The 25739-nt window shown below is 65.0% G+C and carries 22 protein-coding genes, 1 tRNA gene and 3 pseudogenes; 14 read left to right on the plus strand and 12 right to left on the minus strand.

The features are described from left to right. Positions 1–80 precede the first annotated feature (80 nt). Entirely contained in the window at positions 81–605 is a 525-nt protein-coding gene (locus tag DL544_RS16020; protein ID WP_065185416.1) for a hypothetical protein, read from the plus strand. 73 nt (positions 606–678) lie between these two features. Here the strand turns inward: DL544_RS16020 and hrpA are convergent, their stop codons facing one another. Next, complete coding sequence (gene hrpA / locus DL544_RS16025) at positions 679–4761, minus strand: ATP-dependent RNA helicase HrpA (RefSeq protein ID WP_139727525.1); 4083 nt, start codon at positions 4759–4761, stop codon at positions 679–681. 86 nt (positions 4762–4847) lie between these two features. Between hrpA and DL544_RS16030 the strand changes: the two genes are divergently transcribed. From DL544_RS16030 to DL544_RS16055, 6 genes and pseudogenes are all read left to right on the plus strand, one after another. Beyond that, positions 4848–5396, plus strand: coding sequence for a Dps family protein (locus DL544_RS16030; RefSeq protein WP_065185414.1), 549 nt, complete (start codon positions 4848–4850; stop codon positions 5394–5396). A 512-nt stretch (positions 5397–5908) separates the two neighbouring features. Continuing rightward, positions 5909–7713 (plus strand): annotated as a pseudogene (gene recQ, locus DL544_RS16035) (DNA helicase RecQ). A gap of 204 nt (positions 7714–7917) precedes the next feature. After that, entirely contained in the window at positions 7918–8301 is a 384-nt protein-coding gene (locus tag DL544_RS16040) for a CopL family metal-binding regulatory protein (RefSeq protein WP_065185413.1), read from the plus strand. Positions 8302–8376: 75 nt separating this feature from the next. Next, a complete protein-coding gene (locus DL544_RS16045) occupies positions 8377–10176 on the plus strand; it encodes a copper resistance system multicopper oxidase (protein ID WP_065185412.1) in 1800 nt (599 codons plus the stop codon). Then, the gene (locus DL544_RS16050; RefSeq protein ID WP_065185411.1) at positions 10173–11198 is read left to right on the plus strand and encodes a copper resistance protein B; all 1026 of its coding nucleotides are present in this window, start codon (positions 10173–10175) and stop codon (positions 11196–11198) included. Before DL544_RS16045 ends, DL544_RS16050 begins: the two co-directional genes overlap by 4 nt. An 81-nt stretch (positions 11199–11279) precedes the next feature. Further along, positions 11280–11792 (plus strand): GNAT family N-acetyltransferase, encoded by a 513-nt coding sequence (locus tag DL544_RS16055; protein ID WP_065178171.1) that lies wholly within the window; start codon positions 11280–11282, stop codon positions 11790–11792. A 77-nt stretch (positions 11793–11869) separates the two neighbouring features. Here DL544_RS16055 and DL544_RS16060 read toward each other — a convergent pair whose 3' ends face one another. Beyond that, on the minus strand, positions 11870–12172 hold the full coding sequence (locus DL544_RS16060; RefSeq protein ID WP_053499357.1) for a TFIIB-type zinc ribbon-containing protein: 303 nt from the start codon (positions 12170–12172) through the stop codon (positions 11870–11872). A 149-nt stretch (positions 12173–12321) separates the two neighbouring features. Between DL544_RS16060 and DL544_RS16065 the strand changes: the two genes are divergently transcribed. Together DL544_RS16065 and DL544_RS16070 are read left to right on the plus strand one after the other, a co-directional pair. Beyond that, positions 12322–13089, plus strand: coding sequence for a CPBP family intramembrane glutamic endopeptidase (locus DL544_RS16065; protein WP_065185410.1), 768 nt, complete (start codon positions 12322–12324; stop codon positions 13087–13089). 92 nt (positions 13090–13181) lie between these two features. Continuing rightward, positions 13182–13604, plus strand: coding sequence for a response regulator (locus DL544_RS16070; protein ID WP_005418495.1), 423 nt, complete (start codon positions 13182–13184; stop codon positions 13602–13604). 76 nt (positions 13605–13680) lie between these two features. Here DL544_RS16070 and DL544_RS16075 read toward each other — a convergent pair. Continuing rightward, positions 13681–14618 (minus strand): annotated as a pseudogene (locus DL544_RS16075) (alpha/beta hydrolase). Positions 14619–14700: 82 nt separating this feature from the next. Further along, entirely contained in the window at positions 14701–15540 is an 840-nt protein-coding gene (locus tag DL544_RS16080) for an alpha/beta hydrolase (RefSeq protein WP_065185409.1), read from the minus strand. Positions 15541–15713: 173 nt separating this feature from the next. Here DL544_RS16080 and DL544_RS16085 point away from each other — a divergent pair, with 173 nt between their 5' ends. After that, complete coding sequence (locus DL544_RS16085; RefSeq protein WP_065185408.1) at positions 15714–16052, plus strand: hypothetical protein; 339 nt, start codon at positions 15714–15716, stop codon at positions 16050–16052. Between the two features lie 675 nt (positions 16053–16727). Here DL544_RS16085 and DL544_RS16090 read toward each other — a convergent pair. Further along, positions 16728–17246 (minus strand): hypothetical protein, encoded by a 519-nt coding sequence (locus DL544_RS16090; protein ID WP_065185407.1) that lies wholly within the window; start codon positions 17244–17246, stop codon positions 16728–16730. Between the two features lie 112 nt (positions 17247–17358). On the opposite strand from DL544_RS16090, the gene DL544_RS16095 reads away from it, so the two are divergent. From DL544_RS16095 to DL544_RS16105, 3 genes are all read left to right on the plus strand, one after another. Next, positions 17359–17844, plus strand: coding sequence for a hypothetical protein (locus DL544_RS16095; RefSeq protein ID WP_065185406.1), 486 nt, complete (start codon positions 17359–17361; stop codon positions 17842–17844). After that, positions 17841–18437 (plus strand): hypothetical protein, encoded by a 597-nt coding sequence (locus DL544_RS16100; protein WP_065185405.1) that lies wholly within the window; start codon positions 17841–17843, stop codon positions 18435–18437. Before DL544_RS16095 ends, DL544_RS16100 begins: the two co-directional genes overlap by 4 nt. A 163-nt stretch (positions 18438–18600) precedes the next feature. After that, positions 18601–19818 (plus strand): chymotrypsin family serine protease, encoded by a 1218-nt coding sequence (locus DL544_RS16105; RefSeq protein ID WP_139727527.1) that lies wholly within the window; start codon positions 18601–18603, stop codon positions 19816–19818. A gap of 106 nt (positions 19819–19924) precedes the next feature. On the opposite strand, the gene DL544_RS22555 is transcribed toward DL544_RS16105, so the two are convergent. The 3 genes and pseudogenes from DL544_RS22555 to DL544_RS16120 all read right to left on the minus strand — a co-directional run bounded on the left by DL544_RS22555 (position 19925) and on the right by DL544_RS16120 (position 21577). Further along, positions 19925–20299, minus strand: coding sequence for a DUF4431 domain-containing protein (locus tag DL544_RS22555; RefSeq protein ID WP_479692421.1), 375 nt, complete (start codon positions 20297–20299; stop codon positions 19925–19927). Continuing rightward, positions 20188–21289: pseudogene (locus DL544_RS16115) on the minus strand (IS3 family transposase). The gene DL544_RS22555 and the pseudogene DL544_RS16115 overlap by 112 nt, the downstream one beginning before the upstream one ends. A 212-nt stretch (positions 21290–21501) precedes the next feature. Continuing rightward, a tRNA-Lys gene (locus DL544_RS16120) sits at positions 21502–21577 on the minus strand. A 178-nt stretch (positions 21578–21755) separates the two neighbouring features. Between DL544_RS16120 and DL544_RS16125 the strand changes: the two genes are divergently transcribed. Further along, positions 21756–22712 (plus strand): DUF2268 domain-containing putative Zn-dependent protease, encoded by a 957-nt coding sequence (locus DL544_RS16125; protein ID WP_139727531.1) that lies wholly within the window; start codon positions 21756–21758, stop codon positions 22710–22712. Positions 22713–22803: 91 nt separating this feature from the next. Here DL544_RS16125 and queC read toward each other — a convergent pair whose 3' ends face one another. The 4 genes from queC to pal form a co-directional block, all read right to left on the minus strand. Continuing rightward, entirely contained in the window at positions 22804–23469 is a 666-nt protein-coding gene (queC, locus tag DL544_RS16130) for a 7-cyano-7-deazaguanine synthase QueC (protein ID WP_014038216.1), read from the minus strand. A 77-nt stretch (positions 23470–23546) separates the two neighbouring features. After that, on the minus strand, positions 23547–24248 hold the full coding sequence (gene queE / locus DL544_RS16135) for a 7-carboxy-7-deazaguanine synthase QueE (protein ID WP_065178898.1): 702 nt from the start codon (positions 24246–24248) through the stop codon (positions 23547–23549). Positions 24249–24378: 130 nt separating this feature from the next. After that, the gene (gene ybgF, locus DL544_RS16140) at positions 24379–25197 is read right to left on the minus strand and encodes a tol-pal system protein YbgF (RefSeq protein WP_005418509.1); all 819 of its coding nucleotides are present in this window, start codon (positions 25195–25197) and stop codon (positions 24379–24381) included. Between the two features lie 3 nt (positions 25198–25200). Continuing rightward, positions 25201–25719: a peptidoglycan-associated lipoprotein Pal gene (gene pal, locus DL544_RS16145; RefSeq protein ID WP_005418510.1), complete on the minus strand. Its 519-nt coding sequence runs from the start codon at positions 25717–25719 to the stop codon at positions 25201–25203. Positions 25720–25739 lie beyond the last annotated feature (20 nt).

A 25739-nucleotide genomic window follows, 5' to 3' on the forward strand; every position in this document is an offset into this window, starting at 1 on the left:
AGGGACAATCACTGCACCCACCATCACCCGGCATGAAGACATGCCGCTACACTCGCCCACACACCCAGGAGAGACCCGCCATGCCTTCGATTGCCCCGCGCGTCCGTCCACGGCTGCTGGCCTGTGCCGCCGTGCTGCTGTCCCTGTCCGCGCCTGCGCTGGCCCAGCGCGTGGTGGAGGACGACCTGCAGCAGCAGATGTCGCCCTCCGAGTTCAAGGCCGCCGGCCTGGACAAGCTCAGTGCCGGTGAACTGGCCACGCTCAACCGCTGGCTGCAGGGCAAGGTCGAGGCGGCCACCACCCAGGCCGTCGCCGCAGCGCGCGAAGAAGGCCGCCAGGAAGTGATCAAGAAGAACCGCGGCTTCCTGGACTTCGGCAGCAGCGAACCGATCGAAAGCAACCTGCAGGGCGAATTCCGTGGATTCGGCCAGGGCCGCCGCTACGTGCTGCAGAACGGCCAGGAGTGGGAGCAGATAGACGCCACGCACTATTCCGGTGGCCGCAAGGACGCCCCGGGCGTCAGCATGCGCCCAGGGGTGATGGGCGCCTGGTATATGAAGGTGGACGGGGTGAACGTGCAGCCGAAGGTTCGCCGCACCAAGTAACGCCCGGGCATTCCGGCCATGCCGGCTCCCTGCCCGGCCGGCCACGGTCGCCCGACGGGCGACCGTGGCGCGCTCAGGCCTGGCGCAATGCAGCCACGCGCTGCGCCAGCTTCTTCGCCGAGATACCGGTGCGTGCACCCAGCTCCTGCGCGAACAGCGATACCCGCAGTTCTTCCAGATCCCAGCGCAGCGCCTGCCATTGCGGGCGATCACGCAGGCCCTGCTGCTCGCCCGCCTCCAGCGCTTCCAGGAACGGATGCAGTTCCAGCATGCGCGCCTGGTCACGCGGCGGATCACGCTTGGCACGTTCGGTGCGCAGGATCATCGCCTTCAGATAGCGCGGGTACTGCGCCAGCGCGTCGGCCGGCGTGTCGCGCAGGAAGCCGGGGTGGATCAGCCCGGCCAGCTGCGCTTCCATGTCGTCCAGGTTGCCGCGCGCCCAGCCCATCAACGGCGCTTCCAGCATCGGCTTCAGCTCCGCCACCAGCGCCAGAATGGTCTCGGCCAGCTTCAGCCGCGACATCGCCTCGCCAAACAGGGCCTTGGCGGCGTGTTCGCGACGCTGCTCGAACGCCGTCGCATCGCGGATTTCCTCCAGGCCCTCGGCCAGCACCGCGTTCATCGCCGCATCGACCAGGTCACCACGCAGCCGCTCCTGCGATTCGATCGCGGCATACAACAGGCCGGTCTTGGCACCGACCGGCAACTGCTTGCGTGCCTGCTTCACCTTCTCGGCCAGGGCGATCTCCAGCAGGCGGCGCACGCCCAGCGGATGGGCGTCCTGCGCCTGCTGGCGATCAGCGAAGATGCGCAGCGCCACGCTGTCGCCCTCGTCCAGCAGCGCCGGATAGGCCGGCACGCCGGCTTCACCGGGTACCTGCAGCGGAATCGGCGCGGCCGGGAACGTGCGCAGGCCGTCAGCCGCCATCTCGCGCCCGGCACGCGCGGCGAAGGCATCGCCAGCACGGCCACCGAATTTCGCGCGCAGCGCTTCCAGATCACGCGAGGTGGCAAGCACCTTGCCCTGTTCGTCGCGCAGCCGCAGGTTCATGTGCAGGTGCGGCTCGATCGAACCCGGCTCGAAATCCAGTGCGGTCACCGTCGCGCCGGTCGCACGTGACAGGAAACGCGCCAGCTCGCCAGTGATGGCATCAGCGCTGGGCTGCGGGAAGGCCTCGTAGAACGCGCGACCGAAGTCCGGCGCCGGCACGTAGTTGCGGCGCATCGCCTTTGGCAGGCTGCGGATCAGTGCCGAGGCCTTGTCGGCGACAAAGCCCGGCGCCAGCCAGCCCAGCTGCACCGGATCCAATGCGTTGAGCAGGTGCAGCGGCACGTCCAGGGTCACGCCATCGTCGTCGGCCCCCGGTTCGAAGCGGTAGTGCAGCGGCAAGCGCGCCTGGCCCAGCGCCAGGTACTTCGGATAGCGTTCCTGTTCGCTGCCCTCACCGGGCAACAGGTCTGCCAACGACCAGTGCAGCGCCTTGCGCTGCTCCGGCGCCAGCCCTTTCCACCAGCTATCCAGTCCCGCCGCCGAGTGGATCTGCGGCGGCACCCGGTCCAGGTACCAGCGTGCCTGCCAGTCTTCGTCGGCAACGATGCCGGCGCGGCGCAGCTTGGCTTCTTCCTCGCGCGCGACCTCCAGCACCTTCTGGTTGTCGGCGACGAAACTGGCACGGGTATTGATCTCGCCGGTCACCAGCGCCTGGCGCACGAAGATGTCATGCGCCTCGCCCGGCGCGATGCGGCCGTAATGGACCGGTTTCTTCGGTGCCAGCACCAGGCCGAACAGGCTGATCTGCTCGGACGCCAGCACCTGGCCCTGCGCGCGCGACCAGTGCGGGTCGAAGTGCTTGCGCAGCAGCAGGTGCGGCAGTTCGGCGATCACCCAGTCCGGCTCGATCGCGGCCAGGGTCATGCCCCATACCTTCTGCGTATCCAGCAGGTTGGCTACCAGCAGCCACGGCGGTGGCCGCTTGGCCAGCGCCGAACCGGGGAACGGCAGGAAGCGGCGCTGGCGTGGTGCCTGGAAATCGCCCTTCTCGGTGCGGTGGCCGATCTGCGTCGGCAGGCCCGCCACCAGCGCCCGGTGCAGGGTCTGGTAGGCAGCGGCACGCACGCGTTCGCTGAAGCCGCCGCCGGCGGGCGCCTGTTCCTTCTGCGCGCGCACGGCCACCGGTGCCGGTGCGGCCTCGGCCTTGCCTTCGCGGGCCAGGCGCGCGGCACGATGCAACTGGCCGCGGGTGGCCTTTACTGAGGCCGCGTCATCACGTGCCGGTGCCGGCGCACTGCTGCCGGCCAGCAGCGGTGCCATCGATGCCTCGCTGGCCTCTTCCTTCCAGCCCAGTTCCTCGCACAGCAGCCGCAGCTGGCGATGCAGCTCGCGCCACTCGCGCATGCGCAGGAAGCCGAGGAAATGACGTCCGCACCAGTCGCGCAGCTTGGACTGGGTCAGGTCTTCGTGGGCCTGCCGGTAGGCATCCCACAGGCGCAGCACGCCGACGAACTCGGAGCGGCCATCGGCGAACTGCGCATGCGCGTTGTCGGCGGCACCGCGCGCTTCCGGCGGGCGTTCGCGCGGGTCCTGGATGCCCAGGAACGAGGCAATCACCAGCATCGGCCGCAGGCAGCCTGCAGCCTGTGCGGCCACCAGCATGCGCGCCAGCTTCACGTCCACGGGCAGGCGCGCCATCTGCTTGCCGATGGTGGTCATGCGCCGCTCGGCATCGATCGCGCCCAGCTCGGTCAGCTGCTGCCAGCCATCGGCAACGGCACGCTCGTCCGGCGCCTCCAGGAACGGGAACTCCTCGATGCGGCCCAGGCCCAGCTGCAGCATGCGCAGGATCACGCCGGCCAGGCTGGAACGGCGGATTTCCGGATCGGTGAACTCCGGCCGCGCCTGGAAATCCGCCTCGGCGTACAGGCGGTAGCAGATGCCTTCGGCGATACGGCCGCAGCGACCCTTGCGCTGGTTGGCGCTGGCCTGCGAGATCGGCTCGATGTGCAGGCGATCCAGCTTGTTGCGCGGGCTGTAGCGCTTGACGCGGGCGAAGCCCGGATCGACCACGTAGCGGATGCGTGGCACCGTCAGCGAGGTCTCGGCCACGTTGGTGGCCAGCACGATGCGCCGGTTCGGCCCGGGGTTGAACACCCGGTCCTGGTCCTGGTTGGACAGGCGCGCGTACAGCGGCAGCACCTCGGTATTGCGGTACTTGCGCCGTTCCAGCGACTGGTGCGCATCGCGGATCTCGCGCTCGCCCGGCAGGAAGATCAGCACGTCGCCGCGTGCGTCCAGGCGGGTGATCTCGTCGACAGCCGACACGATGGCATCGTTGACGGTGCGTTCGCCCTGGTCTTCGCCCTCGCCTTCGAGCGCGCGGTAGCGCACTTCCACCGGGTAGGTGCGGCCTTCGACGCTGATCACCGGTGCATTGTCGAAATGCTGGGCGAAGCGTTCGGTGTCGATGGTGGCCGACGTGACGATCAGCTTCAGGTCCGGGCGCTTGCGCAGCAGCTGCTTCAGGTAGCCCAGCAGGAAGTCGATGTTGAGGCTGCGTTCGTGTGCCTCGTCGACGATGATCGTGTCGTAGTTCGACAACCAGCGGTCGCTGGCGATCTCCGCCAGCAGGATGCCGTCGGTCATGAACTTGATGCGGCTGTCGTCGCTGACCTTGTCATTGAAGCGTACCTGGTAGCCCACCAGCTGGCCCAGTTCGCTCTGCAGTTCCTGCGCCACGCGGCTGGCGACCGCACGTGCGGCGATCCGTCGCGGCTGGGTGCAGCCGATCATGCCGGCCTGGCCACGGCCTGCGGCCAGGCACAGTTTCGGCAGCTGGGTGGTCTTGCCCGAACCGGTTTCACCGGCGATCACCACCACCTGGTGGTCGCGGATCAGTTTGATGATCGCGTCGGCTTCACGCGCAATCGGCAGCTGCGGGTCCAGAGTAATGGACGGCTGCTGTTGCGCCCGTACCTGCCGACGCTGCACCGACGCCTGCAAGGCCTGCTCGAAAGTAGCGGCCAGTGCCGCATCCTGCGGCTTGGCCTGGCAACGCGAGAGCATTCCCAGCAAACGGCCCCGGTCGCGGCTCATGGCGCCGTCGATGGCGGCGCGCTGTTGGCGCAGGCGGGGCGATGGATTTTTATCGATAGAGTTCATCAATCGGTTCGTTCAAAACTTTGAAAGCGACCAGTCATCACGACCGGTTTATTGTGAAGGCCAACGATTCCATAAGGAGGAACCTCATGGTGAAGACCAAAAGCACGACCAAGGCCAAGACCGGCAAGCAGAAGCTTGCAGCGGCGGCACCGTCGGCGCCGAACATCGATATCGGGATCACCCAGGGCGACCGCAAGAAGATCGCCGACGGTCTGTCGCGCTTCCAGGCCGATGCGTTCACGCTCTACCTGAAGACGCACAACTTCCACTGGAACGTGACCGGGTCGATGTTCAACTCGCTGCACACCATGTTCGAGACGCAGTACACCGAGCAGTGGGCGGCACTGGACGACGTGGCCGAGCGCATCCGCGCGCTGGGCTTCAATGCCCCGGGCTCCTACCGGGAATTCGCTGCGCTGACCTCGATCGTCGAGGAACCGGGCCTCACCGACAGTGCGGACTGGCGTGAAATGGTACGCCAGTTGGTGGTCGCCAACGAAGCGGTATGCCGTACGGCGCGTGAAGTGCTGGATGTGGCGGCCAAGGGTGACGATGCCCCGACCGAGGATCTGATGACCCAGCGCCTGCAGACCCACGAGAAGTACGCCTGGATGCTGCGCTCGCTGTTGCAGTAAGGGTTGGGGGTGTTCGGCAGGGCTTGCAGCCCTGCACCCGCCGAAGCCTTCAAGCCAGAGCCAGAGCCAGAGCAAAAGCCAGTTTCCTGAAGGTTGGCGGGGTGGGTCCGGTTGAGGGGGCGCCGTAAACCCGTCCATGGGGGCTTGGTCGCGGCATCCATGCCGCTCACACCCCCTCAACCGGACCCACCCCGCCTTCGACAGATTTCCGTGATCTGCCAGGGCATTGCTTGGGGTCAGATCCGTTTTCCGCAGGAAAACGGATCTGACCCCATTTTGATTGTCGATATCTGACAGATTTCATCCACGCATGGCGTGGATCTACCCGCCACCGGGCCAAGTCTGGGGGAGAGCCCCCTGAGTCAGGGGGCAGACGCGAAGCGGCGGGGGTCTGGGAGCTGGTAAGTGGGGCCCGCGTTTCGCGCAGCGAAGCGTGGGAGCGGCAGCGCGCATGCAATGGCGCGTTCCCAAGGCGCAGCCCTGCCGCCGCCTCCGGGAGGTAAACTAGCGCGATGGCTTCCCGTCCCGCGCACGACCTGCTTCAACGCGTCTTTGGTTACGACGATTTCCGTGGTCCGCAGCAGGACATCGTGGAGCATGTGGCTGCCGGTCACGACGCCCTGGTGCTGATGCCCACCGGCGGCGGCAAATCGCTGTGCTATCAGGTCCCGGCCCTGCTGCGTGACGGTTGCGGCATCGTCATCTCGCCGCTGATCGCACTGATGCAGGACCAGGTCGAAGCCCTGCGCCAGCTCGGCGTGCGCGCCGAGTACCTGAATTCAACCCTGGATGCCGAGACCGCCGGCCGCGTCGAGCGCGAGCTGCTCGCCGGCGAACTGGACATGCTGTATGTCGCCCCTGAGCGGCTGCTGACCGGGCGTTTCCTGTCGCTGCTGTCGCGCAGCCAGATCGCCCTGTTCGCCATCGACGAAGCACACTGCGTGTCGCAGTGGGGCCATGACTTCCGCCCCGAATATCGCCAGTTGACCGTGCTGCACGAGCGTTGGCCGCAGATCCCGCGGATCGCGCTGACCGCCACCGCCGATCCGCCGACCCAGCGCGAGATCGCCGAGCGCCTCGATCTGCAGGAAGCGCGCCATTTTGTCAGTTCCTTCGACCGTCCCAACATCCGCTACACCGTGGTGCAGAAGGACAACGCCCGCAAGCAGCTGACCGACTTCCTGCGCGGCCACCGTGGCGAGGCCGGCATCGTCTACTGCATGTCGCGGCGCAAGGTCGAGGAGACCGCTGAATTCCTCTGCGGCCAGGGCTTCAACGCTCTGCCTTACCACGCCGGCCTGCCGCCGGAAGTGCGCGCCGGCAACCAGCGCCGCTTCCTGCGCGAGGACGGCATCGTGATGTGTGCCACCATCGCCTTCGGCATGGGCATCGACAAGCCGGACGTGCGCTTCGTCGCGCATACCGACCTGCCCAAGTCGATGGAGGGCTACTACCAGGAAACCGGACGCGCAGGCCGCGATGGCGAAGCCGCCGAGGCCTGGCTGTGCTACGGCCTGGGTGATGTGGTACTGCTCAAGCAGATGATCGAGCAGTCCGAGGCGGGCGAAGAGCGCAAGCAGCTGGAGCGGGCCAAGCTCGACCATCTGCTGGGCTACTGCGAATCGATGCAGTGCCGCCGCCAGGTGCTGCTGGCCGGCTTCGGCGAGACCTACCCCAGCCTTGCGGCAACTGCGACAACTGCCTGACGCCACCGGCCTCGTGGGACGCGACCATACCGGCACAGAAGGCGCTGAGCTGCGTCTATCGAAGCGGCCAGCGCTTCGGTGTCGGCCACCTGATCGACATCCTGCGCGGCAGCGAGAACGAGAAGGTGAGGCAGCAGGGCCACGACAAGCTGAGCACTTATGCCATCGGCCGCGACCTCGATGCACGCACCTGGCGCAGCGTGTTCCGCCAGCTGGTCGCGGCCAGCCTGCTGGAAGTGGACAGCGAGGGTCACGGTGGCCTGCGCCTGACCGATGCCAGCCGCGACGTGTTGACCGGCCGCCGCCAGATCAGCATGCGCCGCGACCCGGCCAGCAGCACCAGCGGACGCGAGCGCAGCGCGCAGCGCACCGGCCTGTCGGTGCTGCCGCAGGACCTGGCCCTGTTCAACGCGCTGCGCGGCCTGCGCGCCGAACTGGCCCGGGAACAGAACGTACCGGCGTTCGTGATCTTCCACGACAGCACCCTGCGCAACATCGCCGAGCAGCGCCCGACCAGCCTGGATGAACTGGCCCGGGTCGGCGGCATCGGCGGCACCAAACTGAGCCGCTACGGCCCGCGCCTGGTCGAGATCGTGCGTGAAGAGGGCTGACGGTATCGCGTTGCCGCGCTGCGCGGCCGCCGGGCATGGCCCCAACGGCGCGCGGGCGCCCCTGTAGAGCCGAGCCCACGCTCGGCTGCCTCTGCGCGAACAGCAGCCGAGCGTGGGCTCGGCTCTACGCTGGTGCAGGTCCAATCTTGAACCGGCCATTCAGCCGGAAGTGCATCCGCGTCCGCTTGCGGCTAGATTAGCGTCATGTCCCTGGCCTCGACCCTGCTCCGCGTCGTGCTCATGCTCAGCCTGTTGCTCAACGGGCTGAACGCGGCCCTGGCCCGTGGTCACGAAGAAATGGGGCGAATGGCTCACGCCGCAGCCGCGGCTGTTGATGGCGGCACTGCCGACTGCCACCACCACGCGGGCATGCAGGCCGACGCGGCCCCGCAGGCCAACGCCCCGGCCCACGACGCCCACTGCCAGATCAAGGACTGCGTGCGCAGCTGCGCCCAGCACCCGCTGCTGGTGGTGCAGCCGTTGCCGTTCATGGCCGGACCGGCGCTGTCGCTGGCCCCGCAGCCGATGCCGGCCACCGGCCGGCCGGCGCCGCCGCTGCCGCCGATCTCACGCCCTCCCATCGGCTGATTCCACACGCACCGTGCGCCCTGCGCACCGCAGCCGGCTACCTGCCGGCGTCTTTACGTGTCTGGAGTCACCACCATGAATACCCGCATTCCCCCCGGTCCGGGCGCTGTGCCCATGCCGTCGCGCCGCCTGTTCGTGCAGGGCCTGGCCGCCGGTGGCGTGGTTGCCGGCATCGCCGCTGTCGGCGTGCCGCAGCGCGCGCTCGCCGCCGCCACTGCCGCCCCACGCCTGGCCGGCGCCCCCGCCGTGCTCAGCGACACCCGCATCGAACTGGCCATCGGCGAATCGCTGGCCAACTTCACTGGCCGCACCCGTCCTGCGATCACCGTCAATGGATCGCTGCCGGCACCGATCCTGCGCTGGCGCGAAGGCCAGACCGTGGACCTGTTCGTGCGCAACACCCTGGAACGCCACCCGACCTCGATCCATTGGCACGGCATCCTGCTGCCTGCGAACATGGACGGTGTGCCGGGACTGAGCTTCAATGGCATCGGCCCCGGTGAGACCTACCACTACCACTTCGAACTGAAGCAGTCGGGTACCTACTGGTACCACAGCCACTCGATGTTCCAGGAGCAGGCCGGCCTGTACGGAGCGCTGATCATCGACCCGGCCGAGCCGGCGCCCTACCACCACGACCGCGAGCACGTGATCCTGCTGTCCGACTGGACCGACATGGACCCCGGCGCGCTGTTCCGGCGCATGAAGAAGCTCGCCGAGCATGACAACTACTACAAGCGCACCCTGCCCGACTTCCTGCGTGACGTGAAGCGCGACGGTTGGTCGGCCGCGTTGTCCGACCGTGGCATGTGGGGGCGGATGCGGATGACGCCCACCGACATCTCCGACATCAATGCGCACACCTACACCTACCTGATGAATGGCACCGCGCCGGCCGGCAACTGGACCGGGCTGTTCCGCAGCGGCGAGAAAGTGCTGCTGCGCTTCATCAACGGCGCCTCGATGACCTACTTCGACGTGCGCATTCCCGGCCTGAAAATGACCGTGGTCGCCGCCGACGGCCAGTACATCCATCCGGTCAGCATCGACGAGTTCCGCATCGCGCCGGCCGAAACCTACGACGTGCTGGTGGAACCGACCGGGCAGGACGCGTTCACCATCTTCTGCCAGGACATGGGCCGTACCGGCTTTGCCGCCGGAACGCTGGCAGTCCGCCATGGCCTGCAGGCACCGATTCCCGCGCCCGACCCACGCCCGTTGCTGACGATGAGCGACATGGGGCACGACATGGGTAGTGGTGGCCATGGTGGCCATGACATGGCCGCGATGAAGGGCATGGAAGGCGGCTGCGGCGCCAGCATGGGCCACGACGGCGATACCGCCAGCAGGGCACCGAAGCACCCGGCCAGTGAGCGCAACAACCCGCTGGTGGACATGCAGAGCTCGGCCACCGAACCGAAGCTGGACGATCCCGGCATCGGCCTGCGCGACAACGGTCGCCAGGTACTCACCTACGGCGCGATGCGCAGCCTGTTCGAGGACCCCGATGGCCGCGAGCCGAGCCGCGAGATCGAGCTGCACCTGACCGGCCACATGGAGAAGTTCTCCTGGTCATTCGATGGCATTCCTTTCGCCAGCGCCGAGCCGCTGCGACTGAACTACGGCGAGCGCATGCGCATCGTATTGGTCAACGACACCATGATGCAGCACCCGATCCACCTGCACGGCGTGTGGAGTGATCTGGAGAACGCGCAGGGCGAATTCCAGCTGCGCAAGCACACCATCGACATGCCACCCGGCACCCGCCGCAGTTACCGCGTGCGTGCCGATGCGCTCGGTCGCTGGGCCTACCACTGCCATCTGCTGTACCACATGGAAGCGGGCATGATGCGCGAAGTGAGGATCGAAGAATGAGCCGCTCACTGCTTTCCCCCAGCCTGCTGGCCCTGGGCCTGGCCACCGCATTGCCGGTGTTCGCGCAGTCGCATGCCGGGCATGACATGGGCACGATGGACCCGCCGCCGAAGACCGCGAAGACCCCGGCCGAACCGGTCGATCATTCGAAGATGGATCATTCGAAGATGAACATGGGTGCGGCGGGTCAGGCCGGCATGGACCACTCCACGATGGACCACTCGAAGATGGACCATGGCGCGATGCAGCCAGCGGCGATGGACCATTCCACGATGGATCACGCCGCCATGGGTCACGGCACGCCCGCACCGATCGAACCGCGCGAGCCGATCCCGGTTCCCACCGATGCCGACCGCGCTGCCGCCTTCCCTCCGATCGCGCATGGTGCGATGGAGCATGCACCACAGATCAACAGCCTGCTGCTGATCGATCGCCTCGAACACTGGGACGGCAAAAACAGCACCGGCCAGGCCTGGGAGGCCACCGGCTGGATCGGTGGCAACATCAACCGCCTGTGGTTGCGCACCGATGGCGAACGCAGCCGCGGCAGCACGGAATCGTCGTCACTGGAAGCACTGTATGGTCGCAGCGTATCGCCGTGGTGGGACGTGCTGATCGGCGTGCGCCAGGACTTCCGGCCGGCCGACTCGCGCACCTGGGCGGCCATCGGCATCCAGGGCCTGGCGCCGTACAAGTTCGAAAGCTCGGCGACGCTGTACATGGGTTCCGGTGGTCAGGTGCTGGCCAAGGCCGAGGTCGAGTACGACGTGCTGCTGACCAACCGCCTGATCCTGCAGCCGCTGCTGGAAGCCACCGTCGCAGCCAAGGATGAGCCGGAGTACGGCATCGGTCGCGGACTGAACAAGGTTGAAGCCGGGCTGCGCCTGCGTTATGAGTTCAGCCGTCGTTTCGCGCCGTACATCGGCATCAGCCACGAGCGCACGTTTGGCGACACCGCCGATCATGCTGGCGACCACGCACGCGACACGCGCTGGGTGGCGGGCGTGCGCATGTGGTTCTGAGCAGCGGTTCGTGAGCATTGGCCAGCCCCGGCAGCCGCCGGGGCCGGCTACACTGCGCCACGTTCCAATGCAGGCTCCGCCATGTCGCTGCAGATCCGCCGCGCCACCCTTGCCGATATCGACGCCCTGTCGGCCATCGCGATTGCCACCTACAACGAAACCTGGGGCGACTCGTACCCGGCGCAGGAGCTGCAGGATTTCCTGCAGGCGCACTACAGCAGCGAACCGCAGCGCGCCGAACTGTCCGACCCGCGCAGCGCGATCTGGCTGCTGGTGGACGGCAACAACGTGGTCGGCTACCTGGCTGCTGGTGCCAACACCCTGCCGCATGCCGAGGCCCGCGAAGGCGACATCGAACTGAAGCGGTTCTACATCCTGGCCGCACACCAGAACGGCGGCCATGGTGCACGCCTGATGGACGCGTTCATGGCCTGGCTGGACCAACCGCACCGCCGCACCCTGTGGGTGGGCGTCTGGGAGGAGAACTTCGGCGCGCAGCGCTTCTACGCGCGCTATGGCTGCAGCAAGGTCGGCGAGTACGACTTCATCGTCGGGGATACGCGCGACCGCGAGTTCATCCTGCGGCGGACGTGATCACGCGCTCCATGTAGAGTCGAGCTTGCTCGACTATAGGCGGCAACATCCAGTCGAGCATGGCTCGACGCTACAAACTAGAAATCGAACAACTCAGACAGGAAGCTGTCCTTTTTCTTTTTCTTGTATCCGTGGCCCCGGTTGTCCTCGTAGCGCTGGCCCAAGTGGCGGGTATCACGATGCATCACCGGCGGCGGCGTGGTCGCCGGCTGCGCCTGCACAGGTGCCGGCGGCGGCAGCGCAGCGCCGGCGCGTTCGATGATCTTGTCCAGCTCGCCACGGTCCAGCCACACGCCACGGCAGCCGGGGCAGTAATCGATCTCGATGCCATGGCGCTCGGCCATCTGCAGGGTCTGGGTCTTGCACACGGGGCACAGCATGGGCATGGCTCCTGAAGGTCTGGCAACGACTCTACCTGCCCACCGATGACTGTGCGGCAACACATGACCGATGGCACACAGACTTCCGGCGCGTGCCAGCGTCCCGGCCGCCTTCCACACTCCACGCTGGTTCCGCAGGGAGTGCGTGCATGACCGTCCTGTCCCGCCTGCCCAACGCCGCGCGCCTGCTGCTGGTGCTGCTCGGCGTCGGCGTTGGCCTGAATCTGCGCGATGTCGCTGCGGCCGCAGGCGCGCCGATTCCCGCCTTGCCTATGCCCTACGGCGGCAGCCTGCTGGACAACGCACTGGCCGTCCTGCTGGCGCTGCTCCTGGCCGCACTGCTGCGCCCGCGTGGGGTGGGCCTGATGGCCAGCCTGGGGCTGCACGGGAACGGCTGGCGCGGCCCGTTTTGGGTGCTGCTGGCCAGCCTGCCCTGCTGGCTGGGCCTGGCGGTGCTGGGCACGCCCAACACCGCACTGACCGCACTCGATGCGACGATGCTCGCCGTGCTGTTCCCACTGGCCGAGGAAGTGCTGTTCCGTGGCCTCGGCTTCGTGCTGCTGGTGAAGCTCATGCGTGGCCCATGGTCCCTGCTTGCGCTGCCGCAGGCGCTGCTGTTCGGTTGGGTGCACTGGCTGGGCTTCGGCGGCTTCGACGGCGGCGGCACTGCCCTGTTCGTCGGCGCGGTCATCGCACTGGGCGGCTTCATCTTCGCTTGGCTTGACCATCTGGACGGCGACACCCTGTGGTGCGGCCTGGTGCTGCATGTATCGATGAACATGGCGTGGAACGTGTTCAACCTCGACAACGCCGTCGCGCTGGGCTGGCAGGCCACCAGCCTGCGTATCGGCGCCGCGCTGCTGGCGGTGGCGGTGCTGGCCTGGCAGGTACGCCAGCGACGCCCGCGCCTGCTGTAACGCTCACTTAGCCTGCCGTGCACGCCGGGATCACCCCCGGCTTGCGCATACTTGCGCGCCTTTTCATTGCTGCTTTCCGGAGCTGTAGCGCCATGTTGCTGTCCAAGCGCCACGTTGAACCCCGCGTCCTGCTGATCGAGGACGCAGAGGAAACCCGCGAGCTGAGCCGTCTTGCGCTGGAAAGCCAGGCCTGCCACGTGGTGGGCGTGAGCTCTGCCGAAGCAGCATTGGGCCTGCTGGCCGCAGGTGAGCGTTTCGACCTGCTGTTCACCGACGTCAACCTGGGCCCGATCAGCGGCATTGAAGCTGCCAACCGGGTCCGCGGCCTGTATCCCCAGCTGCCGATCCTGGTGACGTCGGGCATGGACCAGCACCAGGTGCTGCCGCAGCTGCGCGACGGCATTCATTTCCTGCCCAAGCCCTACAACATGAGCGAGCTGCTCGACGCCATCCGCCTGTGCTTCCGGCACGCCGATGTGGGCGTATTGATCGGGCCGGATGCGCAGGCAGCGTGAGGCGTTGATCCACACATGGCGTGGATCTACCGGGTTCTTGCAGTAGATCGACGCCATGCGTGGATGGCGCCCACCTTCAACCGCTGCTGTACGGTCCGGTACCCGGAACACCTTCAGCAGCGCGCGGGTGATCATGTCCGGATACACGGTGAAGTGGTCCTCGTCGTCGATCACCATGTTCTCCACCTTCAACGAATGCCCGCTGGCGCGCAGCTGCTCGGCGAACTCGGCGTTGTGGCGCAGCATGTCGTTGCGGGTGAAATAGCGCGGTTCCGGCTTCACCGTTTCGAAGCTGCCGATCGACAGCACCACCGTGGTCGGCTGCGTGGGCGCCTTGGCCTCGGCCTGCATGCGCGGCACCCGATGGTTGTCGAACCACAGCGACGGGCTTGACAGGATGTAGCTGTGGAACATGTCCGGGCGCGTGGTCAGCACGTAGGCGCCAAACAGTCCGCCATAGGAATGACCGGCATAGGCACGCCGCGACGGATCGGTGCGGTAGCGTGCATCGATCAGCGGCAGTACGCGCTCGGCGAGGAAATCGCGGTAATGTGCCGCGCCGCCGTAGCTGACGTCGTCGCTGTAGTCACGCGGATCGGTGCGCACCGGATCGCTGGGCGTGTAATCGCGCGAGCGGCTCTGCTTGGACGTCAGGCCTTCCTGCGGCGGCAGCCCGACCAGGATGAAATCCTCGATGTTGACGCCCTTCTGCCCCACCATGTTGCGCACGCTGCGCACCAGCGGGAAGCTGTACAGCGCGTCGGTCACATACAGCACCGGGTAGCGTTTCTCCGGATGCGCAGCGTAGTCAGCCGGCAGCGCTACCCAGATCGGGTAATCGCGGCCCACCGGTTCGTGCACGCGCAGCGCTTCGGTATCCGGCAGCACCACGCCCGGCGCAGCGGTGGCCGCTCTTTCCTTCGCTTCATTCTGCGTTGCCGGTGGCGCCATCGACATCGCACAGCCACTCACGGCCAGGCAGGCCGCCACACTCCATCCACGCACACGCTGCATCCACACGCTCCCGTTGCGGGCGGCGCACCGCATGGCACCGCTGCCGCATCCTTGCATGGTGCGCAATCCACTGCCAGTGCGGTCAGGGCGAGGCCGACGGCGCCGGGAACAGTGTGCGCAGCGCCTGCAATGCGGCCGGATGATAGATCGTAGCGTGGGTTTCTTCCGGCAACGGCAGGTACTTCACCAGCGGCGACGGCGAAGCCTGCTGCAGCAACTCGGCCAGTCGTGCAGTGGATGCGGCCAGCTCCAGCTGCCCACTGCTGGCCAGGAATACGCGCGGCTGCGCACGCGTCACCGCCGGCAGCTGTTTGGCTGCGCCGGCCAGCATTGCGCCACGGTTCCACCACAGGCTGGGGTCCAGCGCGATGTAGCTGTTGAACAACGTTGGCTCCTGCAGCAGCGTCTCGACCACGAACAGGCCGGCCAGCGATTCACCGATCAGCGCGCGCTCGTCGGTGGTCGGGTAGCGCTGGCGCACCTGCGGCATCAGCTCTTCGCGCAGGAACGCGCGGTAGGCCGCCGAACCACCAATGCGCGGCGCGATCTTCCGGTCCTGCGGGTCGTTGCTGGGGCCGGTCATGTCGCGGCGGCGCTCGGTGTTCTCGATGCCAACCAGCAGGAACGGACGCATGCTGCCGTTGCCGGTCAGCACCTGCACCAGCCCGGCCACATGCAGGAAGTCCTCACCGATGCCGCCATCGGCCATGTACAGCACCGGCAGCGGCGCCTTCGGATCCAGGCCCCACGGCTGCGGGCGGTAGACATTGATGCGGCGGGTTTCGCCCAGCGCCTTCGACTCGATGGTGAAGGTCTCGCCGATGACCAAAGGCGAGGCGGCAGCGGGCGGCGCGGTTTCTGCAGCCATCAGCGGCGCGGCGGAGACAGCGGACAACAACAGCGACAGCACGATCAGACGCATGGGGCGGTCCATATTGGGAAAGCGCTGAGCATAGACCGCCGGAGGCACTGTCGTTCGCGGCACTTTGCCGATCGACCGGAACTGGAGCACCATGGAGTCGGTGATGGTCATGCAACGCGCACCATGGCTCACGGACTGGTCACCGCCACGCTCATATCCACAAGGAGGTTCCCATGTTGAGTGTATTGACCGCCACCGCCCTTGCCGCCGCATCACCTCAGGCCAGCAGCACTCCGCCAGCATCCGCAGCATATGCGGACTGCCTGCTCGCCCACCTCCAACCGGGATTGTCCGACCACGCGATCCCGCTGCTGCAGCAGGCCTGCGTCGCGAAGCATCCGGAGAGCTACGTCGCATATTCAGAACTGGAACGCCGGATCAGCGCGCAGCGCCGGGCTGACTTTGACGCGGCTCAAGCGGAAGCCGTGCGTTCCGCGAATGCGGCAGCGACGGCTGCACAAGAAGCTGCCGACGCGGCGGCCGCGAAAGCCAAGGGAATGCGGACGAAGTAGAGGCCCTGGACCAGGCAACAAAGAAGGCACCGCATTGCGATGCCTTTCTGAATGACCTGGGTCATGGGATGCAATGGTGGGCCGCGAAGGATTCGAACCTTCGACCAAAAGATTAAGAGTAACTGGGTAATTTCATTACTTTCAATGGGTTACGCCGCCACTCGTTCCACTTCAATCTTTAAAGCGGGCGCTTGTAAGCCTTGAGCCACAACGGGCGCAGGAATTTTGCGGAACGGATTTCCTCCCCCTCCAGTTGCCTCAACAAAGCCTACCCCATCCCCCGAATGACGGATCCTGGTCGGCCTTGGCCAGCCGGTTGCCCCGGACCCTCTCCTGCCATTCCAGAATCTTGGCGACGTCCCGACGCCCCCGCCGTGACCGATGACCCAATGCCGGAAGTGGCTGAGGTGGGCCACGATCGCAGCGTCATCAACCTCAAGAGCGAATGGTTGGACACCTGGCTCAACTCCCGACCCTAAACATATGGATGAACTGCAAATGGCGATGGACGGTACGCAGCGCCCCTACTACGAACACACGTTTGAACAGGCCGCGTAAGAAAGCAAAAAGCCCTGCAATGCAGGGCCTGTTGCAACCCAAAATCGGTGTTGACTGGCGCGGCTACTGCCCGCTGCATGGAAGAGCCCTTTCAAGGCGATGCGGAAGCAAATCCTCTCACTCGGGCAACCGTGCCTTATAGGGGGCGAGCTTGACGAAACCGTCCTGATCCAAGCCGACAATTTTTGATGTGAGCGCGTACTGATTGAGATAGATCTTCACCGGACGATCCTCGATCGTTGCCCAAGGGCGAGCAACGCCGTAGGCAACCGCGTCCTTTTCGCCATCGGTGCAAAACTCAAGCCGCTCGTGCCGATAGTGCAAACCCATGACCTCGGCGTCGTCACCGCCACCACAAGCCATGATCAACTCGCGCTCGGAACCGGCGCTGAGGGCTTTGAAGTCATCCAGGACGAATGGCGGCAGTTCATCAAACCACTTCACCCGTCGCTGCTCTCGGCTCAATAGCACGCGATCCGCAACCGCGTCCATCACCTGACGCAGCGCTGCAATGTCCCTGCCCTGCTGGGCCGACTGCTCACCCAGCTCACGGATCACTTTCTCTCTGGATGACGCAATGTTGAACAAAACTGCGAGCACAAGCAGCAGAACGAGCACCCCCACGATACCAGCCATAGAACCCCCTTTCGTTAGTAGCCCAGTCTAGCGGGTCAATGGGTGGAAGCCACGCTCAGGCGGATATGATGACAATCCCAACAGGGCGGGCGTGGTGGACACGGAGTGCGCGATGGATACGGATGAATTTACGGATAGGCAGCTGCTGGACCTCCACTGTCTGGTCATGGAAGCGCTTCGACAAAGAGGCGTCGTGCGCTCATCAAACAATCCCGTGGCGGACTACACGGAAACATTGGTGGCGCGTGCCCTCAACGCAAAATTGGCCGTGGGCTCCCAGGCCGGTTTTGATGCAGTTGGCCAGGACGGGACGCGGTATCAGATCAAAGGCAGGCGACTAACCGCAACCAACCGCAGCACACAGTTGAGCGCGTTGCGGAACTTGGCGTCTGATCCATTCGACCACCTCGCAGCCGTGGTCTACAACAGCTCTTTGAAAGTTGAATACGCCGCCCTTATTCCATTGGACGTAGTGAAAAGGGTTAGCCGCTACAACTCGCACACAAACGCTCACACGCTTCACGTTCGCCGCTCGCTATTGAACGAACCGGGAGTGGTCGATATCACCATGCAAATCGTCAAGGCAATGGACGCATGAAGGCTCAATTGGATTTCAACGACTATCCGGACATTACTGAGGGCGACATATTTTGGCGACCACCGCCAAGCGCACTGCAACAAGTGCCTCAGCTCTACGAGAGGGCGACATCCGCCCTTTATATGCTCTTTGTTTCGGGCGGCTCAGATATCCCAATTCGCGACGGGGTGCCAGCCGCCCTCCACGTAGCAATGCATGTGCGGGCCGCGCTGACCGAATTCGTGGGCATAGAAGAAGCAATGAAGAACGCAGGACACGCCTATAGGATTACGAGCAGCGCAAGTCCACTTCTTCATTTCATGCGGATGCTTCGCAACTATCAAATCCACATTGGTAGCCAGCCAATGGCAAGAAAGACCGTGGATATAATCTTCGGCGGCAAGGATGCCGTCATCGAAGTCGCCACTATCGACAACCTGCACGCCGACGACTTCATGCAGCTGGACACTATGAGGAAGTACAACTCATACAGCCGGAATGAAGTGGAGCGAATGATTGACTTGTTTCGCGAGCAGCAGGAGCGGCTGGGTGTGTACGAAATTCTTAGGCAAGGGACCGATCGCCTAATCTATGAAGTGCTTCAGCACATCTAAAGACGCGTATACGAACACCCCCACAGTACAGACATCAGGGTGCACAATCATTCCAATGAAGCTTGTGAGTTACGTCTCAGTGCCCGAGGGGAGACAGTGCCAGGCTCGCGCATCGAGGCATGTCAACGCCTCGATGATTTGTTACAGACTCTGGAGATGTCGCATGAAACGGAAGGTTCTAGGATGCTCCGCAGCACTTCTTGTATCCACCTGTGCTTTGGCGCAGGTGCCTGACGCTGACACGCAGGAAGGCAAGGAGATGCAGATTCAAATTCACAGCTACATGAGTGAACACCCTACGGTCTCGATAGACGAAGCAATCACGCGCCTAGCGGTTCAAGGTGAGGTGATGTCGGATATTGAAGCGTTGCGTATCGAGTTCGCAGATCGTCTAACGGAACTGTCGATCAAAGACGCGCCAGATCAACACATCCTGGTGCAGCTCAAGGGGCCAGATCCAGTCGCGGATCGAACGATCAACACCGAGAGCGGGACGACCCGCGTGGTGTTCGAGGTTGGTCACAAGTACACCCAGGACGAGTTTTACGCGCTCCTTGCTAAGCACAGACCTCTTCTTCACAGCGCCATACCAGGCATCACGGGGACGACTGGGTTCCCAGGCGAAGAACGGGTGCTGATTGACATAAACGGCGACAGCCGCCAAGCAGAAGAGTTGAAGGATACAATCAAGAAGCTTGAAAGAGTCACCGGTCTCAAGATTGAAGTCCGCCCCAACATGCCGAAGTCAGTCAACGCGGAGTATGTTGTTGGCGGCGCCCCCCTCCAATCCAACAATAGCTACTGCACCTCAGGATTTCCGGTTATTCATAAGGCCACTGGACGAAGGGGTATCACCACTGCGGCGCATTGCCCCGACAATCTGATCTATGGAAACTACGCAACCGGCGCAGGGAAGTACACCGTGCCGCTGACGTTCGTGGACCAGATCAATGATGCGAGCCACGACGTTCAGTGGCATACGGTGGGGTCACACACACCGCTCCGGGAGGTGTATTCCACCTCAACTTCGGATTACAGTAGGCGCCGCATCATGTACATGTGGACCAACGCTACTCAAGGCCAGAGCATGTGCTTCAGAGGCGTCACCAGCCAATACACCTGCGGAACTGTCGTGAGCATCAAGCACAGCCCCGAGCTCGCATGCGGTCCAACCGGAAACCTTCCATGCGCGGACGCTTGGATACGCATCGAAGGATCGTCACTGGCGTGCGGATTTGGAGATAGCGGTGCCGCTATCTTCTTCGGAGACAATGGATACGTCATTGTCGCTAAGGCAAGCCTGAAAGACGGAAGCTGCAAGGGAGTCTCCGCGATGCCCTGGGGCGCAGTCAGCGCATTAGGGCTGGAGGCAGGCGGTTAGTCGCTCCAACGAAACGTCCGGCTGAGGATGCAAAGCCAGCATGCTCAGCCGGAAATCTGAGATCGATTTTTAATTGCTTGAGTGAACGCGCCCGGTCCACCAGCCCTTATTCCGACTCAGCAATACCAGTGGCAGTGATCAATACAGGCGTCTGGTGCCGCCCAGTATGCGAATGGTAAAGCGTTCCAGTCATACTGACGCGCTTACCTTTAAGAAGTTGGTACTCGCGCATCAGATCGCCGCTCAAGTTCAGTTGGATGAGTAAGACGCCTCCGGCGTAAGGCGGGTATTCGTCCTGGGCCTGTACCGAAATTGGCGTGAATAATTTGATCGCCGGGCGACGCCCCCCGCCGTGAGTAGTGGTCGGGTTTAGAGTCCGGGGTTGATGATATCGATGTTGGCCAGATGTTTGGCGTAGGCGGCCGGTATCATGCCGCCGATGGCGTCCTTGGGGCGTTCCTCGTTGTATTCTCGACGCCATCGCTCGATCTCGGTGCGGGCGTGTAGCAGCGTTGGGAACCAGTGCTCGTTGAGGCATTCGTCGTGCAGGCGACCGTTGAACGATTTCACATAGGCGTTCTGGTTCGGCTTGCAGGGCTGGATCAGGCGAAGCTTCACGCCACGTGCGTGGGCCCAGCTCACTATCACCTGCCGCAGAATTCCTTGCCGTTGTCGGTACCGATCACCTGCGGCAAGCCGCGCAGCGAGGCCAGCTGGTCCAGCACACGCGAGACGCCGTGCCCGGAAATCGCACGTTCCACCTCGATTGCCACGACTTGGTATGTGGCGTCATCGACGATCACCAAGCACTTGATGACCCGGCCTTCGGCCGTACGGTCGAACACGAAGTTCATCGACCACACATGGTTGGGCCGGGCCGGGCGCAGCAGTGGCTGCCGCTCGCCGACCGCCACCTTTTTGCGCTTGCGCCGCCTGACCTGCAGCTGCTGCGCCTGATACAGCCATTCCATGCGCTTGTAGTTCACGATGCGTCCTTCCTGCGGCAGCTTCAGGTAGATCATTCCGACGCCGTAGCGCTTGTGCCGATACGCCAAGGCCAGGATGCGCTCGCTCAATTCAACGTTGCGATCCTCGCGCCGGACATAGCGCAGCGCGCTGGCACTCATCCCGATGATCGCCAGGGCACGGCGCTCGCTTGCCCCGCGCTGCACCCACCGCCGCACCAGCGCACGCCGCACCGGCGGGTCCGCTACTTTTTTCGCAGCGCGTCCTTGATCAGATCGTTCTCGAACAGCTGCTCGGCCAGCAACTTCTTCAGCCGGACGTTCTCGGCTTCCAGGTCCTTCAACCGCTTGGCGTCGGGCACGCTCATGCCACCGAACTTGCTGCGCCACAGTTGGTACGAGGCCTCGCTGAAGCCATGTCGACGGCACAGGTCCTTCACCGCCATGCCGGCCTCTGCCTCGCGTGGGAAGCCGATGATCTGTTCTTCGGAAAAGCGCTTCTTCATGTCCAATCTCCGGCTTGTCGGGGATTGAACTCCAAATCGCCGTGCTACTCAAAACCTGAGGGACGTCGGGGGCACAAGAGCGCCGCCATGCGCGATAGATACGATCATCGCTTGCCTGTCGTGAAACCTGCATCTCTCCCGAAGTGTTCGGTAGGGTTTTCAGGAGCAAAAGAAAAAGGCGCCCAAAAGGGCGCCTAAGTCGTTGATGCAATTGGTGGGCCGTGAAGGATTCGAACCTTCGACCAAAAGATTAAAAGTCTTCTGCTCTACCGACTGAGCTAACGGCCCATTGCACTGCCCCAGCCTTTCGGCGGGGTGGGCATTCTACCCTACTTTGGCGGGCCGGGTGAAACCCCAGCGTGTCGAGGTTGCCGGCCAGCGGCCGGCACTACCCGATCTGGCGAACCCGCTTAAACCTTCCGGGCCTCACGCGCATCCAAGCTGTGAGTCCTGCCCGGAGCCACGGATGCGCCTGCCCCTCTGCCTCGTTGCCGCCCTGCTGCTGCCCTGTACGGCACTGGCGACCCCATCCCAGGTCGTCACTGACGACATCGCCCGCTTCTGGGCCACCTATGATGCGGTGCGCGCCGAGCCTGATGCCGAACGCCGGGTGGCGCTGGTCCAGCAACGCTACATCGATCCGGGCAGCCCCGGCCTGCATGCGCTGATGCAGGTGCGCAACTACACCGCCCGCGAATACGCCGAGGCCATGCAGGCCTGGCCGCGCTTCTGGACCTCAGTACGACCGCTCACCGCCAACGCGCAGCAGGCCAGTGCCACGCTGGAGCGCGATCTTGTCGCCTTCCGTGCGCTCTACCCTGCCCTGCGCCCGGCCACCATCACCTATGCGGTGGGCGTGCTGCGCACCGGTGGCACCACGCTGGATGACAAGGTACTGATCGGCGCGGAGATGGCGCTGGGCGATGAGCGCGTGGACGTGAGCGAGCTGCCGGCGAAGATGCGCGACCGCCTGCGGATCTTCTACGACAGCCGGCCGGGTGCGAACAACGCGCAGAACAACCTGCACGAATACGTGCACACCCAGCAGCGCGAGACCACCGGCAGCCTGGCCCAGTACGCGGTACGCGAAGGCGTGGCCGAATACGTGGCAGAGCGCATCAGCGGGCGCCGCCCGGCGTTGCCGCTGTACACCTATGGGCCAGCGCACGAAGCGGAAATCCGCGCGCGCTTCCGCACGGAGATGCACGGGGACAACCTGGACAATTGGCTGTACAACAGCGCGCGCAATCCGTTCGGGGTGAGTGACCTGGGCTACTACGCCGGCTACCGCATTGCGCAGGAGTACATGCGCCGGCAGACCGACGAGAGGACTGCTGTCGCGCGGATGATCGAGTTGGACTATGCCGATCCGGCTGCGGTGCGGGCCTTCATCGAGGCATCGGGATGGTTGCAGCCCCGGTAGATCAGGGAGTGCGGACAAGCGCTTGGCACCCACCGAGGGAGTGATTGCCCCACCGGTGAAGCCGGCCAGCGGCCGGCTCTACCGGAAGCGGTCAGGCGTACAGCGTCGGGTCGGCGACGCCGGCCTCGGCAAAGCCCTGCGCGCGCAGGCGGCAGGCATCGCAATGACCGCAGGCGGCGCCGTTGGCGTCGGCGTTGTAGCAGGACACCGTCAGGCCGAAGTCCACGCCCAGGCGCACGCCTTCGCTGACGATCTGGCCCTTGCTGAGGAACTGCAGCGGCGCGTGCACCTTGATGCCCGCGCCCTCCACACCCGACTTGGTGGCGAGGTTGGCCAGCGCCTGGAACGCGGCCACGAACTCGGGGCGGCAGTCCGGGTAGCCGGAGTAGTCGACGGCGTTGACGCCGCAGAAGATGTCGTTGGCGCCGAGCACTTCGGCCCAGCCCAGGGCCAGCGACAGCATGATGGTATTGCGCGCCGGCACGTAGGTGACCGGAATGCCGGCACCGCCCGCCTCCGGTACGTCGATGTCATCGGTCAGCGCCGAGCCACCGATGCTGCGCAGGTCCACGTCCACGGTCTTGTGCGCGACCACGCCCTGGGCCTTGGCCACGCGGGCGGCGGCATCCAGTTCGGAGGTATGGCGCTGGCCGTAGCGCACGCTCAGGGCATGCACGGCAAAGCCCTGTTCCTGGGCCATGGCGATGACGGCGGCTGAATCCATGCCGCCGGAGAGAAGCACGACTGCCTTCTTCATGGAAAATCTTCCGGTTGGGAGGGGAAAGCCAGCACGCTGTCCCGCGCCGGAGCTACATCAGGGAACGCTGCGCCGGCTCATCGGCCCGGCTCGTCGTTCCACAGGATTTTATGCAACTGCATCTGGAAGCGCACCGGCAGCCGGTCTTCGACGATCCAGTCGGCCAACTGCCGCGCGCTGATCTCGCCCTTGCTCGGCGAGAAGAACACGGTGCAACGCTTCACCAGGCCGTGCTCGGCGACCATGGCCTTGGCCCAGTCGTAGTCCTCGCGGTTGCAGATGACGAACTTGATCTGGTCGCGGACGGTCAGCAGCGGCAGGTTTTCCAGGCGATTGCGGACGGCCTCGGCCGAGCCCGGCGTCTTGATGTCGACCACGCGCGACACGCGCGGGTCCACTGCACTGACATCCAGCGCGCCGGAGGTTTCCAGCGAGACATCCATGCCCGCATCGCACAGCTTCTGCAGCAGCACCAGGCAGCGCTTCTGCGCCAGCGGCTCGCCGCCGGTCACGCAGACGTGGCGGACGCCCTGGGCCAGCACCTCGGCCACGATGTCGTCGATGTCCCACCAGGTGCCGCCGTGGAAGGCATAGGCGGTGTCGCAGTACTGGCAGCGCAGCGGGCAGCCGGTCAGGCGCACGAACACGGTCGGCCAGCCGGCGGTATCGGCTTCGCCCTGCAGCGAGGTGAAGATCTCGGTGATCTTCAGGCGCGGCAGCGGCGACTGCACGATGTCGCTGGGGGTGGCGACGGCGTTGGACGGGGTAACGGCGGTCATGGCGGAAAGTTCTTCATGGGACGGGCAGCCGATTCACGGCGCCGGAAACGAAAGCAGCCGAGCATGGGCTCGGCTCTACAGGAGGCTGCCGGGCATCAGCCCAGCGCCACGGTGCGTATTGTACGCCCGGTCAGCGGATCTGCTTGCCCAGGCGGATGGACTGCAGACGGTCCTGCGCGGTGCGCGCGGCGTCCGAGCCGGGGTACTGCGCCACGACGGTCTCCAGCGTCTGCTGGGCCTGGTCGACCTTTCCCTCGCCGTACTGCGACAGGCCGATCTTGAGCAGGCCGCCCGCGGCCTTGTCGTGGGTCGGATAGCGCGAGAGCAGCTCTCGGAACTGGGCCTCGGCCATCGGGAAATTGCGGGTGGCGTAGTAGCTCTCGCCCAGCCAGTACAGCGCGTTCGGCGCGTAGACGCCGTTCGGGTACAACTCCAGGAAGCTCAGGAACAGCTGCGCCGAATCGTCGTACCTGCCGGCCTTCAACGCATCGAAGGCAACGTTGTAGGAGGTGCGCTCGTCGCCGGTGGCGGCAAGGCTGCCAGCATCACCATGGACGGAAGGCGGCCGCTCGGAAGTGGCCGCCGCTGCGGGTTTTGCCGGGGCCGGTGCGGCCTTCGGCGCGCTCGCCGGAACGGGCGGCAGGGCCGGGGCGGCGTTGCCCCCTTCCAACCGGTTCAGGCGGCTGTCCAGATCCAGGTACTGGTCCTGGGCGGACTGCTTGAGCTGGGCGTTGTCATGCTGCAACTGCTCGATCGAGGCCTGCAGGCTGGTGACCTGCTGCCGCAGCTGATTGATCTGGTTCAACAGGTCCTGGTTGGCACTGTTGTTGTACATCTGCTGCTCGAGCGCGCCGACACGGTCAGCCAGGCTCTGTCGCTGTGCGTGCGCCGGTGCGGCAGCCACGAGGGCTGCCGCAACGACCAGCATCAGTTTGATGCCAATGCGCATGGATTACTGCGCGGTGTAGACGATTTCGACGCGACGGTTCTGCGACCAGCACGACTCGTTCGACTCGGTGCAGACCGGACGCTCTTCACCGTAGGACACGACGGTCAGCTGCGAAGCCGAACCACCGTTGGCCTGCAGGGCCGAGCTGACGCCGTTGCCACGACGCTCGCCCAGGGCCTGGTTGTACGCGCGCGAACCGCGCTCGTCGGTGTGGCCCTGCAGGGTGATGCGCGAGGACGGACGGTCACGCAGGTACTTGGCGTGGCACGCCATGATGGCCTGGAATTCCGGCTTCACGTCTTCCTTGTCCAGGTCGAAGTAGACAACGCGCTGGCGCAGGCAGGCGTCGGTGTCCAGGTCGCCCGGGCCGTACAGGCCGGAGGTCGACGGACCGGTCGGGGTGGTGGTCGAGGTGCCGGTGTCGACCGGGGCTGCCGGCTCTTCCTTCACCTTCTTCGAGCAACCGGCCAGGACGGCCACAGACAGCAGGGAAACAAGCAGAACGCGGGTGGACTTGTTCATGGCGATACCTTTGTGGCTCC

Origin of the sequence: Stenotrophomonas sp. pho, from assembly GCF_006228405.1 — a bacterium.
Taxonomy (GTDB): Bacteria; Pseudomonadota; Gammaproteobacteria; order Xanthomonadales; family Xanthomonadaceae; genus Stenotrophomonas; species Stenotrophomonas sepilia.